Below are 14705 nucleotides of genomic sequence, written 5' to 3'. Positions count from 1 at the left end.
CGTCACTCCTTGACGTCCGGGGCCGTTCCCAGGGCCTGCACGACCCGGGAGGGGCTGGGGCGGCCGAGCCGCTCCGCCAGCCAGGTGCTGGTCTCCACCAGCGAGGGAAGGTCGAGCCCGGTCTCCACGCCGAGACCGTGCAGCATCCACACCAGGTCCTCGGTGGCGAGGTTGCCGGTGGCGCTCTCGGCGTACGGGCAGCCCCCGATGCCGCCCGTCGAGGCGTCCACCACGGTCACCCCCTCGCGCAGGGCGGTCAGGGTGTTGGACAGGGCCTGGCCGTAGGTGTCGTGGAAGTGCACGGCGAGCCGTTCCGGTCCGCCGAAGGCGCCGATGAGGGCGGCCACGTGCCCGGGGGTGCCGACGCCGATGGTGTCGCCGAGCGAGAGTTCGTAGCAGCCGAGGTCCAGGAGCCCGCGCCCTACGGAGACCACCTGGGCGAGAGGGGTCGGCCCCTCCCAGGGGTCGCCGAAGCACATCGAGACGTACGCCCTGACGCGCAGGCCGTTGCCGAGCGCCCGCGCGACCACCGGCTCGAACATCGCGAACTGCGACTCCAGCGTCCGGTTCAGGTTCCTGTTGGCGAACGTCTCCGTGGCGCTGGCGAAGATCGCGATCTCCTCGACCCCGTGTTCGAGCGCCCGGTCGAGTCCCCGTTCGTTGGGCACGAGCACCGGGTAGCGCACGCCGGGCACCCGTTCCACCCGGTCCAGCAGTTCGGAGGCGTCGGCGAGCTGGGGCACCCACCTGGGGTGCACGAAGCTGGTGGTCTCGATCACCCGGTGGCCCGCGGCGGCGAGCCTGGCGACGAACTCCGCCTTGACCTCGACCGGGACGACGGCCGCCTCGTTCTGCAGCCCGTCGCGCGGCCCGACCTCGTAGACGGTGACCCGCTCGGGCAGCCCCCGCCCCTCGATCCTGTACGGCTCACACATCATGCCCCGTCCTCCCCGCCCTCAGCCGTGACTTCGACGACAGCGAGCACGGCGTCCATGTCCACCGCCTGTCCGGCCCTGACCCGCAGCTCGGTGACGGTTCCCTCGGCCGGGGCGGTCACGGTGTGCTCCATCTTCATGGCCTCGACGACCAGCAGCGGCTGGTCCCGGGTGACCCGCTCGCCGACCGCGGCCTTGACCAGCAGGACGGTTCCCGGCATCGGGCTGCGGACGACGCCGTCGCCTCCCCCGCCCGCTCCGGCCCGGTCGCCGGGGTCGCCCAGGTGGTGGCGGGTGAGCGCCCACGCCTCCCCGTCGCGCCCCAGCCAGACCGTGTCCTGACCGTCTTTGGCCCAGGCGTAGCGCCTGCCGACCCCGTCCAGCGTGACCAGCAGGTCGTCCCCGGCCAGGGTCAGGTTCGCCCGCGCGGTCCTGCCGTCGGGCAGCCGGACCTCGGCGCCGCGACCGAGCAGCCCGCGCACGCCGACCTCGACGACCCCGCCCCGGCTCTCAAGCCGCCAGACGGTCCACGCGGCCCCGCCCAGGCGCCAGCCGTCCGGCACCTCCCAGGGATCCGCCGTCGCGGGTACGGCGGGCACCCGCCCGTGGTGCAGCAGCAGAGCCGCCGCGACCGGTACGTCCTCGGGCACCTCCCCCGAGGGCAGCAGGTCGTCCAGGGCGCGTTCGACCAGGCCGGTGTCGAGGTCTCCGGCGACCACCTCGGGGTGGGTGGTCAGCGCCCGCAGGAAGGCGATGTTGGTCGGCACGCCGAGCACCACGGTCGCGGCGAGCGCCCCGTCGAGGCGCCGCAGCGCGCTCGCCCTGTCTAGCCCCCAGGCGATGATCTTCGACAGCATCGGGTCGTAGCCGCTGCCGACGACGCCGCCCTCGGCCAGGCCGGAGTCGACCCTGACCCCCTCGACGATCCCCTCGGGCTCGCGCAGCGCCAGCACCCTGCCGCCGGTCGGCAGGAAGCCCCGCGAGGGGTCCTCGGCGTAGACGCGGGCCTCGACGGCGTGGCCGCGCAGCCGTACCTCGTCCTGGGTGAGGGGCAGGGGCTCCCCGGCGGCCACCCTGAGCTGCAGTTCGACCAGGTCAAGGCCGGTGACCAGTTCGGTGACGGGGTGCTCGACCTGGAGCCTGGTGTTCATCTCCATGAAGTAGTAGTCGCCGGTCGTGCCCTGCACGATGAACTCGACGGTCCCGGCGCCGGTGTAGCCGACGGACCTGGCCGCCTCGACGGCCGCGGCGCCCATCCGCGCCCTGGCCTCCTCGTCGAGCAGCGGGGAGGGCGCCTCCTCGACGATCTTCTGGTGGCGGCGCTGGAGGCTGCACTCGCGTTCGCCCAGGTGGATGACGTTGCCGTGGGTGTCGGCCATCACCTGGATCTCGATGTGTCTGGGCCCCTCGACGAACCGCTCGATCAGCAGGGTCGCGTCCCCGAACGCCGCGGCGGCCGTACGGCGGGCGGACTCCAGCGCCTCGGGCAGCTCGGCGGCCGAGCGCACCAGCACCATGCCCTTGCCGCCGCCGCCCGCCGAGGGCTTGATCAGCGCGGGGAAGCCGACGCGGACCGCGGCCTCGGCGAGGTCGTCGTCGGGCTCCGCCCCGCCGGGCACGACGGGCACGCCCGCGGCGGAGACGGTCGCCTTGGCGCGGATCTTGTCGCCCATGGCCTCGATGGCCTCCGGTGGCGGCCCGACGAACACCAGGCCCGCCCGCACGCACCGGCGGGCGAAGACGGGGTTCTCGGCCAGGAAGCCGTATCCGGGGTGCACGGCCTGGGCGCCGGTCGCCGCGGCGGCGGCCAGGATGCCGTCGATGTCGAGGTAGCCGCCGCCGAGCCGTACCGCGACGTCGGCCTCCCTGACGTGGCGCGCTTCGGCGTCGGCGTCGCTGAAGACCGCGACGGAGCGGACGCCGAGCCTGGCGAGGGTGCGGATGACGCGCAGGGCGATCTCGCCGCGGTTGGCGACCAGGACGGTGCCGAACATGCCGCGCGGGGCGGGTGCCTGGGTCACAGGTGTCATGAGGTGATCACATCCGGAAGACGCCGTAGCCGACGGGGTCGAGGGGGGCGTTGGCCGCGGCCGACAGGGCCAGGCCGAGGACCGTTCTGGTGTCGAGGGGGTCGATGACGCCGTCGTCCCACAGGCGTGCCGTCGAGTAGTAGGGGTTGCCCTGCTCCTCGTACTGCCCGCGGATGGCCTCGGGGTCGGCGCCGCCGACCGTGGACAGCACGTTGGCGGCCTGCTCGCCGCCCATGACCGAGATGCGGGCGTTGGGCCACATCCACAGGAACCTGGGCGAGTAGGCGCGGCCCGCCATGGCGTAGTTGCCCGCGCCGAAGGAGCCGCCGACGACCACGGTGAACTTCGGCACCCTGGCGCAGGCGACGGCGGTGACCATCTTGGCGCCGTGCTTGGCGATGCCACCCGCCTCGTAGGCCCTGCCGACCATGAAGCCGCTGATGTTCTGCAGGAAGACCAGGGGGACGCCCCTGCGGTCGCACAGCTCGATGAAGTGGGCGCCCTTGAGCGCGGACTCGGCGAACAGGATGCCGTTGTTGGCGACGATCCCGACGGGGTGGCCGTGGATGTGGGCGAAGCCGGTGACGAGCGTGGTGCCGTACTCGGCCTTGAACTCCAGGAACCGGCTGCCGTCCACGACGCGGGCGATGATCTCGCGCACGTCGTACGGCGTGCGGGTGTCGGCAGGGACGATGCCGTACAGGTCGCGGGGGTCGTGGGCGGGTTCCTCGGCGGGGACGCGCTCCCAGGGGGCGGGGGGCCGTGGCCCGAAGCTGGCCACGATGTCGCGGACGATCCGCAGGGCGTGCGCGTCGTCCTCGGCGAGGTGGTCGGTGACGCCGCTGATCCTGGAGTGCAGGTCGCCGCCGCCGAGCTCCTCTGCGGTGACCTCCTCCCCCGTGGCGGCCTTGACCAGCGGTGGGCCGCCCAGGAAGATCGTGCCCTGGTTTCGGACGATCACCGCCTCGTCGCTCATCGCGGGGACGTAGGCGCCGCCCGCCGTACAGGAGCCGAGGACCGCGGCGATCTGCGGGATGCCGCGCGCCGACATGGTCGCCTGGTTGTAGAAGATGCGGCCGAAGTGCTCGCGGTCGGGGAAGACCTCATCCTGTTTGGGGAGGAACGCCCCGCCCGAGTCGACGAGGTACAGGCACGGCAGGTTGTTGTGGAGGGCGACCTCCTGGGCCCGCAGGTGCTTCTTGACCGTGAGGGGGTAGTAGGTGCCGCCCTTGACGGTCGCGTCGTTGGCGACGACCACGCACTCGCGCCCGGAGACCCGGCCGACGCCGGTGATGATCCCGGCCGCGGGGGCCGCGTCGCCGTACATGCCGGTCGCGGCGAGCTGGGACAGTTCGAGGAAGCGCGAGCCCGGGTCGAGCAGGGTGTCGACGCGGTCGCGGGGCAGCAGTTTGCCCCGGGCGACGTGCCTGGCGCGTGAGCGCTCCGGGCCGCCCTGCCCGGCGGCGGCGACCCGCTCCGCCAGGTCGGCGACGAGCCGCTCGTTGGTCTCGGCGTTGCCCTTGAACCCCTCACCGCCAGGATCGCAGGCGCTTCGCAGCACCGGCCAGCCACTCATCCGAGCTCCCTTGCCCTGGGCTCCCCCGACGCCGTCGTCGTGGGTTAACGGTCGCTAACGTCACCGCCGATGTTAGTCACCATTAACGTCAGCGTCTACCATGCGAGATGTGACGACCGCTCGTACCCCTACCCGTAACCGTGGGACGCGGCGCGTGGAGATCCTGGACGCCGCGGCCAGGCTGTTCGCCGCGCGAGGGTTCCACGGCGTCTCCATCGAGGACATCGGCGGCGCGGTCGGCGTCTCAGGCCCGGCCCTCTACCGGCACTTCAGCGGCAAGGAGGCACTGCTCGCCGAGATGCTGCTCGACGTCAGCGAGCGCCTGCACGCCTCGGCCGCGAGCCGGGTGACGACCGCCCCGAGTCCGGAGGCCGCGCTGGACGCCCTGCTCAGCGGCCAGATCGAGTTCGCCCTCAGCCATCCTTCACTGATCACCGTGCACGACCGCGAGCTGGGCAACGTGCCCGAACCCGCCCGGCGCCAGATCCGCAGGCTCCAGCGTCTCTACGTCGAGGAGTGGGTCACGGTGCTGAGCGAGCTGCACCCCGCGTGCCCGCCCGCCAGGCTGCGCGCCGCGACGCACGCCGTCTTCGGCCTGCTCAACTCGACCCCGCACAGCGCGGGCGAGCTGCCCGAGGAGGCCATGGCGCGCCTGCTGCTCGGCATGGCCCGTACGGCTCTCGCCACGCTGAACGACGACGGAAGTTAGCGTTCGTTAACGACGGGATGAACGAGACCGGCCCTCGGGGGAATGTCCCCTCCCATTGGCGTACCCGACCGAAACCCCCGCATCATTACGTCAAATAGACACACAAGTCGGGCTATTAGTTGATAAATCCGGCAGACGGTGTGAGTTTTCACCGAAGGCACCGCTCACCAGGCATGATGTCCAGAAACGGGCGGGGTGTGACGCCAAAGACGTCAAGGTGCCGGTGCGACACTCTCCGATGGGGACATAATCGGGCTGTGGCGCGCGACGCAGTTGAGACCCATTTCGCCGAGGCGGTGGCCGCCCTGACTCCGGGGGCCCCGCGTGATCCCGCTCTTCCCGTACGTGAGGGCACAAGCCTGACCGGGGACCTCTGCCGGGAGCTGTTCGAGTACCAACTCGGCAGCAGGCTCCTGGACGTGGCCGCCCGCTGGCTGCGCACGCAGGGCGAGGGCTTCTACACCATCGGCTCCGCGGGGCACGAGGGCAACGCCGCGGTCGCCGCCGCGCTGCGTGTCACCGACCCCGCCCTCCTGCACTACCGCTCCGGGGCCTTCTACCTGGCCAGGTCGGCGATGGCGGGACGACTGCCCGAGCAGGGGCTGCGTGACGTGCTGCTCGGCCTGACCGCCTCCTCCGAGGAGCCGATCGCGGGCGGCCGCCACAAGGTCTTCGGCCATCCGGACCTGGCGGTGATCCCGCAGACCTCCACGGTCGCCAGTCACATGCCGCGCGCGGTCGGCGTCGCCTTCGCCGTCGAGCGCGCCAGGGCGCTCGGCCTGCCCTCGGCCTGGCCGCAGGACGCGATCACCGTGTGCAGCTTCGGCGACGCCTCGGTCAACCACGCCAGCGCGCTGTCGGCGCTCAACACCGCGGGCTACATCGCCTACCAGGGGGTGGCGCTGCCGCTGCTGCTCGTCTGCGAGGACAACGGCCTGGGCATCAGCGTGCGGACACCGCAGGGCTGGATCGAGGCGTCGCGCCACCCGCGGCTGACCTACTTCGCGGCCGACGGCTGCGACCTGGCCGACGTCCACGACGTGGCCGCCGCCGCCGCCGAGCACGTCCGCCTGCGCCGCTCCCCGGCCCTGCTGCACCTCAGGACGGTCCGGCTGATGGGGCACGCGGGCTCGGACGTCGAGCTGTCCTACCGGACGAAGCGGGAGATCGACGCCGACCTCGTCCGCGACCCCCTCGTCGCCACCGCCAGGCTGCTCGTCGAGGCGGGCCTGGCCACGCCGGAGGGGCTGCTGGCCCGCTACGAGACGACGCGCGAGCACCTGCTCAAGATGGCCCTGGAGAGTTCACGCCGTCCGCGCCTGACCTCGGCCGCCGACGTCGTGGAGCCGCTGGCGCCCCGGACCCCGCGCGCCGTCGCCACGGCCAGCGCGGTCCCCTCGGACGCCAGGGAGAAGGCCTTCGCCGGCAGGCTGCCCGAGCACGAGGGCCCGCTGACCCTCTCCCAGGCGATCAACCGGACCCTGGCCGACCAGCTCGCCGCCCACCCCGACGTGCTGGTCTTCGGCGAGGACGTGGCCCGCAAGGGCGGCGTCTACGGGGTCACCCGGGGGCTGCAGAAGCGCTTCGGCCCCGGGCGGGTCTTCGACACCCTCCTCGACGAGCAGGCCGTGCTCGGTCTCGCGCTCGGCTCCGGCGTCTCCGGCCTGGTGCCGGTGCCCGAGATCCAGTACCTCGCCTACCTGCACAACGCGCTCGACCAGATCAGGGGCGAGGCGGCGACGCTGTCGTTCTTCTCCCGGGGCGCCTTCCGCAACCCGATGGTCGTGCGGGTGGCCTCCTACGCCTACCAGAAGGGCTTCGGCGGCCACTTCCACAACGACAACTCCGTGGCCGCGCTCCGCGACATCCCCGGTCTCGTGGTGGCCTCCCCCGCCCGGCCCGACGACGCCGCCTCCATGCTGCGCACCTGCCTGGCCGCGGCCAGGACCGACGGCAGCGTGTGCGTCTTCCTCGAACCGATCGCCCTGTACAACACCCGCGACCTGTTCGAGGAGGGCGACAACGGCTGGCTGGCGCCGTACGTGCCGCCCGCGCGCTGGACCGAGACGCACGTCCCGATCGGCAGGGCCCGCAGCTACGGCGACGGGCACGACCTGACCATCGTGACCTTCGGCAACGGCCTGCGGATGAGCCTGCGCGCCGCGGTCAGGCTCACCGCGGAGGGGTACGGCTGCCGCGTCCTGGACCTGCGCTGGCTGTCCCCGCTGCCGGTCGAGGACGTGCTGCGCGCGGCGGAGCTGACCGGCAAGGTGCTGATCGCCGACGAGACCCGCCGCTCGGGCGGCGTCTCGGAGAGCATCGTGGCCGGGCTGGTCGACGCCGGGTTCACCGGCAGGATCGCCCGGGTGACCTCCTCCGACAGCTTCGTCCCCCTCGGGGACGCCGCCAGGCACGTGCTGCTGTCCGAGGCCGAGATCGAGGACGCCGCCCGCAAGCTGCTGGCCTGACCTCGTGAAAGCGCCCCCGCCATACCGTTTGTCGTGTTCAATTGGCGACGCAACGTGACGGCTCCGTGGCGCGACCCGCCGTCCGACGGAGTTCCCCTCGACCAGGAGATCGCATGACCGACGTGACGACGACGAGCACCTGCCGGCGAGTGGCGGCGCTCGAATCCTGGGCCTTCAGGGCGGACGCGGACCTCGCCGACCTCAGGGAGGCGCTGGGCGAGCCACACCTGGTCGTCCAGGAGGAGATCGTGACGTGCACCTCCCTGACGCTTGAGGAGATCGTGGACGGGATGAGCGCGCTCACCGCCGAGGTGCGAAGCCTGGGCAGCCGGATGGACGCCGTGGAGAAGCGGGTGGGCTCGATGGACGACAAGCTCGACCTGATCCTGGCGAAGCTCGGCTGACCGCCTGGAAAGCGCGCTTCACGGAAAGCTCGACAAATTCGTTTACAGAATCCGGGGAAGTGGGCGCCGGGCCGTACGGGAAATGTCCTTCGGTAAGGGTGGGAAACGCGGGTGGTTTGTGTGGTCACAGCCAGTCACGGCGTTTGAACACGACATAGAGGGTGAGGCAGACGGCCGCCATCAGGAGAACCGCGAAGGGATAGCCGAACCACCAGTGGATCTCCGGCATGACCTCGAAGTTCATGCCGTAGATGGTGCCGACGAGGGTCGGGGCGAAGAGGATCGCGGCCCAGGCGGAGATCTTCTTGACCTCCTCGTTCTGGGCGTTGCTGACCTCGGTGAGGTTCGTCATGTGCTCGTTCTGGGCCTGGGCGACCATGGTCGAGTTGACCACGAGGATGTCGTGGAGCATCTGCCGGAAGCCGCTGACCCGTTCGGCCACGGTGATCGCGTGGTCGGCGACGTCGCGCAGGTGCCGCTGCACCTCCTGGTCCATGCCGTACTTCGGCGCCCCGGCGATGAGGCCCTCGATCATCACGAGCAGCGGCTGGGTGGCGCGCTGGAACTCGATCACCTCGCGGGACAGCTCGTAGATGCGGCGGGAGACGCCGGGCTTGTTGTCGAAGACCTCGACCTCGATCTCGTCGATGTCGTTCTGCAGTCCCGCGACGACCGGGGCGTAGCCGTCCACGACCGCGTCCAGGATGGCGTAGAACACCGCTTGCGGCCCCTTGGCGAGCAGTTCGGGGTCGCCCTCCATCCGCCTGCGGACCTGGGACAGGTCGGGGGTCTCGCTGTGCCGTACGGTGATCACGAAGTTCTGGCCGACGAAGACGTGCAGTTCGCCGAAGTCGACCTCCTCGGCCTCGTCGAGATATCTGGCGGGGCGGAGCACCACGAACAGCGTGTCGCCGTAGCGGTCGGCCTTGGGCCGCTGGTGGGCGACGATGGCGTCCTCGACGGCCAGTTCGTGCAGGTCGAACTCCTCGGCCACGTTGACGATGACCGCGTCCTCGGGGCGGTAGAAGCCGATCCAGGCCATGCTGCCCGGTGTCTTCTTCAGGAACTCGAAGGCCTCGGGCAGCTCGGGGGTCACGTCCCTGCGCCCGTCCACGTAGATCGCGCTGTCGATGACGTGCGAGCGGGGCGAGGGCGGCTGGTCGTCCGCCCTGGGGTCCATCGAGCGCTCGGGAGAGTCACGCTCTCCCCCGGAACGCCCGCGTACCAGGCTCAGTATGCTGCGCATCTGCCGATCGGCCACGCCTGTTCTCCTCATCCGGCCCTCATGAAGTCCTCAAGCGACTGCATCGCTCTACCCCGGATCGTGTCCCGGAACATCGGCGTCCAGCCGAACGGCAGTCCCGTCGGTCTGCCGAGGGCCATCCTGGCCCAGCGCCTGAAGTCGAACTCGTCGTGGTGCCGGACGATCAGACCGTCCTCGAACCTGAACAGGGCGTCGATCTCGTTGACCACCTGCCTGCCGGTCGTGCCGAAGACGTAGCTGGCGGTCCAGTGGGCCGCGCCGTCGTAGCGCCTGGCGGTGACGTCCCTGACGGCCACGGCGACGCCGCCCGCGCCGCTCAGCAGCATCCGCCACATGCCCATGACCCTGCCCCTGCCTTCGAGCTCCAGGAAGACGGGATCTCCGAAGGAGACCTCGGGGTGGTAGCACCGTTCCATGGCGTCGCAGTCGGCATGGGCCAGCGCGGCATAGAAATTCCTGATAAGCCCGGCATTTTGATCGTTCACGTGATTTCCCCCGATCAAGGGTGTTCCGATGACCGAGTGTAATCGGCGGCCGGGCTGATCAGCAGCCCTCTGGCCGAGGGTGGGAGCCCCAGGTTCGGGGGTGAAGGTGACCTGCGTGGGACAGCGGGGAGTACGGCGGGCGAACCAGCCGGGACCGTCCTGTCACGGCTTTATCGCCAGCAGACCGGATGTCGTGGGACGCTTTGCTCCGGCGCCGTGGAAGGCCCGCGGGGTGCGAGGGGTGAGGTGGTCGTTGTCCGAGGTCTGGCGGGCCCTGACCGGGGTCCAGACGGAGCCGCCCGGGTGGGCCGTGCTGCTGGTCGCACTGGTGGCCCTGGCCGTGGTGGTCTGGTCCACCTCGTGGCAGCTTTCCCGGGGCCTGGTCACGATCGCGCACGAGGGCGGGCACGCGCTGATGGCGCTGCTCACCCGGCGCAAGCTCCAGGGCATCCGGCTGCACTCCGACACCTCGGGCGTCACCCTGACCCGGGGCAGGCCGACGGGGCCGGGGATGATCCTGACCGCCGCCTCGGGATACGTCGCGCCGTCCCTGCTGGGGCTCGGCGGGGCGTGGCTGGTCTCGTCGGGTCACGTGACGGCGCTGATCACGGTCGTGCTCGGCCTGCTGCTGTGCATGCTGCTGCTGATCCGCAACCTCTTCGGCGTGGTGAGCCTGCTGGCGACGGGTGGGGCGATCTTCGCCCTCACGTGGTACTCCCCGCCGGACGTGGACGCCGTCCTGGCCCAGCTCGCGGTGTGGTTCCTGCTGTTCGGCGGGGTCAGGCCGATCCTGGAGCTGCGCCGTAAACGCCGCTACGGCCGCACGCCCGACTCCGACGCCGACCAGCTCGCCCGGCTGACCGGTCTGCCCGCCGGGTTCTGGATCTTCCTTTTCCTGCTGGTCGCGCTCGCCTGCCTGGCCGTCGGCGCCTGGCTGCTGAGCCCGCTCCAGCTCTCGTCGTTGTCGTCCCTGCTGCGCTGATTCTCACGCCGCCGATGCGCGGCGGGGAAAAGGCCCGCGGATAGAGATCCATAACGCGCCGCACGCCCGGTGTCGGCATTTCCTGCCGTCCGGTGCCGGGTGGCGTTGTTATTCGTTGACAGTTAAATGGTTTTTTGACTTTATTTCCATGTATGCACCTGCCTCATAAGGGTTGTTGATGCCGCACCAGCTGTACGCCGTCACGGCGGTCGCGGCGGGAATCCTGCTTGTCTCCCTGGGGGTCACGCTCGTCCTGGCGTGCAGGATCAGGCGGCTGCGCGCCGAGCGCGACAGGGCCGTACGGCTGGCCAGGGAGGAGCTCGCGCGCGACGTCCACGACCTGGCCGGACACTGGCTCTGGCTGGCGTCGATCAAGAGCGAGCTGGCCTACCGGCACGCCGCGGGTGACGAGCGGCTGCGCGACGAGCTGGCCGAGGCCCTCGACGCGGTACGGCACGCCGCGCACGCCGTACGACACGTCTCCAGGGGGACCAGGGGCGAGCGGCGGCTCTCGCTGCAGGGGGAGAGCACGCGGGCGCAGAGCCTCCTGGCGGGCTTCGGGATCGACTGCTCGGTCAGCGTCGCGCGCCCCGGGCTGCCCGCGGACGTCAGCGCGGTGCTGGGGACCGTGGTCCGCGAGGGGGTCACGAACATGCTCAGGCACAGCGAGCCCGGCAGGTGCGTGATCGAGCTGACCGGCAGGGACGGGCGGCTGCGGCTGAGCGTCGCCAACGACGGCGCGCCCCACGGGCCGCACGGGGAACGGCCCGGCGGCGGGGACGGCCTGGGAAACCTGCGGCACCGCGTCACCGGGCTGGGCGGCACGCTGCGGACCACGGCGGACGGGGACGGGTGGTTCCGGCTCGTCGCCGAGGTGCCGGAAAAGTTTTCTGAATAACTTTCACTTATATCGCAAATGCCCAGGTAGCGCCTGATCTCACGATTAAACCTGTGAGTTTCGCACATGCGACTCATGGAGTTTGTAACTAGTCATTTCTCTGGTTATCCGGAATTCTTCGGTATGGAAGACAGCAGGGAGAATGCCGTGAATGCCCAGTATGAGGTTTACTGTCTCGCTGACCGGATCTTTTACGACACCCTTGACGGTTCCCGGGGAGAGCTCACCGACTTCCCCCAGGCGAAGCGGGAGGTGCCGCCGGGATGGAGGCACCAGGCCGGTGACACCTGGATGCACTACGCGCCCGCCGACGGCAGGACGCCCGCCCAGGGGTGGAAGATCCACGTCTCGGCGTGCGTCGAGGACGCCGAGCGCGCCCTCGACGCCGTGTGGGACTACTGCGTGCCCCGGGGCGTGGCGTTCAAGTTCCTGCGCGGTCTGCCGATCATGGCCATGCTGAACTCCAAGGCCGCCGCCCGGGGGTCGAGCGGCAAGCTCGTGACGATCTACCCCGTCGACGAGGCCCAGCTCGAACTGATCCTCAAGGAGCTCGACGAGCTGCTGCGCGGCGTCAGGGGTCCCTACGTGCTCAGCGACCTGCGCTACGGCGAGGGCCCGCTGTTCGTGCGCTACGGGGGCTTCGTGCCCAGGCACTGCGTGGGTGAGAACGGCGAGCTGGTGCTGGCCGTCGAGAACGACGAGGGGCGTCTCGTCCCCGACGTCCGCGGCGCCGCCTTCAGTCTTCCTCCCTGGGTACGGCTGCCCGCCTTCCTCGAACCCCATCTCGCGGCCCGTAACGCGGTCACCACCGGCGGCCTGCCGTACGACATCGAGAGTGTGCTGCAGTTCTCCAACGGCGGGGGCGTCTATCTGGGGCGTGACCGGAGCACCGGGCGGCGGGTGGTGCTGAAGGAGGCGCGGCCGCACGCCGGGCTCGACGCGGCGGGGCGGGACGCGGTGGCGCGGCTGGCGCATGAGCGCGACATGCTGCGCAGGCTGGCCGGTCTCGACGCGGTGCCCGCGCTGGTGGACTACTTCACGCTGGGCGAGCACCACTTCCTGGTGCAGGAGTTCGTCGACGGCAACCCCCTGCAGCGGCTCCTGGTCAAGCGCTACCCCCTGACCAGGGCGACCTGCGACGAGGAGGACCTCGCCGAGTACACCGCCTGGGCGCTGGAGACTCTCCCCAAGGTCAGGCAGGCCGTCACGACGCTGCACGAGCGCGGCGTGGTCTTCGGTGACCTGCACCCCAACAACATCCTCGTCACCGGTGAGGGGCGCCTCGTCCTCATCGACTACGAGGTCGCGACGCTGGCCGAGGACCGGGCTCGCGCCACCCTGGGCCACCCGGCCTTCGGGGCGCCGCGCGACCGGACCGGCGTCGAGATCGACGAATACGCCCTGGCCTGCCTGTGCCTCGGACTGTTCGCGCCGCAGTTGACCATCATGCTGCCGCTCGACCGGGCCAAGGTCCTGCACCTGGGCGAACTCGTCACCCGGACCTTCCCCGTGCCGCCCGAGATGGTTCAGGAGGCGGTCACGACCATCCTCGGGACGACGGAGGCGACCCCCGCTCGGATCCCCCGGCCGGAAAGCGACGGCTGGCCGGAGGTCAGGGAGTCGATGGCCAGGGCGATCCTGGCCAGCGCGACCCCCGAGCGGCGGGACCGTCTCTTCCCCGGCGACATCGCCCAGTTCCGTACCGGCGGCGGTCTCGGCATCGCCCACGGCGCCGCGGGCGTGCTGTACGCCCTGGAGCGGGCGGGCTGCGGCCGCTTCCCCGAGCACGAGGAGTGGCTGCGGCGCGGGGCCCTCGACCCCTCCCCCGGCACCGGGCTCGGCTTCTACGACGGCCTGCACGGGGTGGCGTACGTGCTCGACCTGCTCGGGCACCGTCAGGACGCGCTGGACATCGTCGAGAAGTGCATGCGGGAGAAGTGGGAGGCCCTGGATCTCGGCCTGTTCGGCGGCCTGTCCGGCATCGGCCTCAACCTCTTCCACCTGGGCGCGGCGACCGGCGAGACGGGCCTGACCGACCTGGCCCACCGGATCGCCCGCCTCTGCGCGGAGCGGCTCGGCGGCCCCGAGGACGTGCCGGAGACCAGCGGCGGGAGCAACCCCCGGGCGGGCCTGATGTACGGATCGAGCGGCCCGGCCCTGCTCCTCACCCACGCCTACGAACACGGCGGCGACCCCTCGATGCTCGACGCCGCCGCCGTGGCGCTCCGCCAGGACCTGCGGCGGTGCACCGAGAGCGAGGACGGCTCGCTCCAGGTCACCCAGGGCTGGCGCATCCTGCCCTACCTCGACGAGGGGTCCGTCGGCATCGCCCTGGCCCTGGCCCGCTATCTGGCCAACCGCGACGACGCGGAGTTCGGGACCGCGCTCGAAGGCTGCGAACGTGTCACCGGGGGCGGCTTCTACGTCCAGCCCGGCCTGTTCACCGGCCGGAGCGGCATGATCGCGGCCCTGGGCGCGCGGCGGGCCCGGCGGAAGGACCCCGCAACCGATGATCTTGTGACCGCGCAGCTCGGCGGGCTCGGCTGGCACGCCCTGCCCTACGAGGGTGGCCTGGCCTTCCCCGGCGACCAACTGATGCGGCTTTCCATGGACTTCGCGACCGGCACGGCCGGAGTCCTCTTCGCGATGAGCACCGTGCTCGGCGACGAGCCGGTGTTCCTCCCCTTTACCGGGCCGCCCGGCGGCACAGGCTCCCTGACCAAGGCAACGCCTGTGTGAACCGCCGAGCGACCTTACTCCCGCGAACCTCGAAGATCGAAGGAGGTGTAGAGCAATGGTACTTCTCGACCTGCAGAGCCTGGAAGCCCCCGGTGGCGGCCACGGCGGCGGTGGGGGCGGCAGCACGCTGACCGTCCTGGGCTGCGAGTCCCACACCCCGAGCAACCTCAGCCTGGTTCTCTGCCACTGATCCCCCCAACCTTCCGGCTCACCAG

12 protein-coding genes are annotated in these 14705 nt (G+C 71.0%); 7 read left to right on the top strand and 5 right to left on the bottom strand.

What is annotated here, in order from left to right:
- Positions 1-2 precede the first annotated feature (2 nt).
- Genes FHS44_RS18465 through FHS44_RS18455 form a run of 3 tightly spaced genes read right to left on the bottom strand, consistent with a single transcriptional unit; the run spans position 3 to position 4541 of the window.
- Entirely contained in the window at positions 3-938 is a 936-nt protein-coding gene (locus FHS44_RS18465; RefSeq protein WP_184716209.1) for a hydroxymethylglutaryl-CoA lyase, read from the bottom strand.
- Positions 935-2965, bottom strand: coding sequence for an acetyl/propionyl/methylcrotonyl-CoA carboxylase subunit alpha (locus FHS44_RS18460; RefSeq protein WP_281401491.1), 2031 nt, complete (start codon positions 2963-2965; stop codon positions 935-937). The genes FHS44_RS18465 and FHS44_RS18460 overlap by 4 nt, the downstream gene beginning before the upstream one ends.
- A gap of 7 nt (positions 2966-2972) precedes the next feature.
- On the bottom strand, positions 2973-4541 hold the full coding sequence (locus FHS44_RS18455) for a carboxyl transferase domain-containing protein (RefSeq protein ID WP_184716207.1): 1569 nt from the start codon (positions 4539-4541) through the stop codon (positions 2973-2975).
- Between the two features lie 100 nt (positions 4542-4641).
- On the opposite strand from FHS44_RS18455, the gene FHS44_RS18450 reads away from it, so the two are divergent.
- The 3 genes from FHS44_RS18450 to FHS44_RS18440 all read left to right on the top strand — a co-directional run bounded on the left by FHS44_RS18450 (position 4642) and on the right by FHS44_RS18440 (position 8122).
- A complete protein-coding gene (locus FHS44_RS18450) occupies positions 4642-5250 on the top strand; it encodes an SACE_7040 family transcriptional regulator (protein WP_184716204.1) in 609 nt (202 codons plus the stop codon).
- Between the two features lie 257 nt (positions 5251-5507).
- Positions 5508-7718, top strand: coding sequence for a thiamine pyrophosphate-dependent enzyme (locus FHS44_RS18445; protein ID WP_184716202.1), 2211 nt, complete (start codon positions 5508-5510; stop codon positions 7716-7718).
- A 113-nt stretch (positions 7719-7831) separates the two neighbouring features.
- Positions 7832-8122 carry a hypothetical protein gene (locus tag FHS44_RS18440; RefSeq protein WP_184716200.1) on the top strand — a complete coding sequence of 97 codons (291 nt, stop codon included), beginning with the start codon at positions 7832-7834 and terminating at the stop codon, positions 8120-8122.
- 124 nt (positions 8123-8246) lie between these two features.
- Here FHS44_RS18440 and FHS44_RS18435 read toward each other — a convergent pair whose 3' ends face one another.
- A complete protein-coding gene (locus FHS44_RS18435; RefSeq protein ID WP_184716653.1) occupies positions 8247-9368 on the bottom strand; it encodes a magnesium and cobalt transport protein CorA in 1122 nt (373 codons plus the stop codon).
- A 26-nt stretch (positions 9369-9394) separates the two neighbouring features.
- Positions 9395-9871, bottom strand: a complete 477-nt coding sequence (locus tag FHS44_RS18430; protein WP_312863710.1) for a nuclear transport factor 2 family protein — start codon at positions 9869-9871, stop codon at positions 9395-9397.
- A 241-nt stretch (positions 9872-10112) separates the two neighbouring features.
- Here FHS44_RS18430 and FHS44_RS18425 point away from each other — a divergent pair, with 241 nt between their 5' ends.
- The 4 genes from FHS44_RS18425 (at position 10113) to FHS44_RS18410 (ending at position 14680) form a co-directional block, all read left to right on the top strand.
- Positions 10113-10853, top strand: a complete 741-nt coding sequence (locus FHS44_RS18425) for a M50 family metallopeptidase (protein ID WP_376771603.1) — start codon at positions 10113-10115, stop codon at positions 10851-10853.
- 178 nt (positions 10854-11031) lie between these two features.
- A complete protein-coding gene (locus tag FHS44_RS18420; protein ID WP_184716194.1) occupies positions 11032-11751 on the top strand; it encodes a sensor histidine kinase in 720 nt (239 codons plus the stop codon).
- 147 nt (positions 11752-11898) lie between these two features.
- Positions 11899-14490, top strand: a complete 2592-nt coding sequence (lanKC, locus tag FHS44_RS18415; protein WP_312863709.1) for a class III lanthionine synthetase LanKC — start codon at positions 11899-11901, stop codon at positions 14488-14490.
- Between the two features lie 55 nt (positions 14491-14545).
- Complete coding sequence (locus FHS44_RS18410) at positions 14546-14680, top strand: SapB/AmfS family lanthipeptide (RefSeq protein ID WP_184716190.1); 135 nt, start codon at positions 14546-14548, stop codon at positions 14678-14680.
- The last annotated feature ends 25 nt before the right edge of the window (positions 14681-14705 follow it).

Origin of the sequence: Streptosporangium saharense, from assembly GCF_014203715.1 — a bacterium.
In the GTDB taxonomy this organism is placed as follows: domain Bacteria; phylum Actinomycetota; class Actinomycetes; order Streptosporangiales; family Streptosporangiaceae; genus Streptosporangium; species Streptosporangium saharense.
The sequence above is the reverse complement of the archived record's forward strand: the minus strand, read 5'-3'. Positions and strand labels throughout refer to the sequence as shown.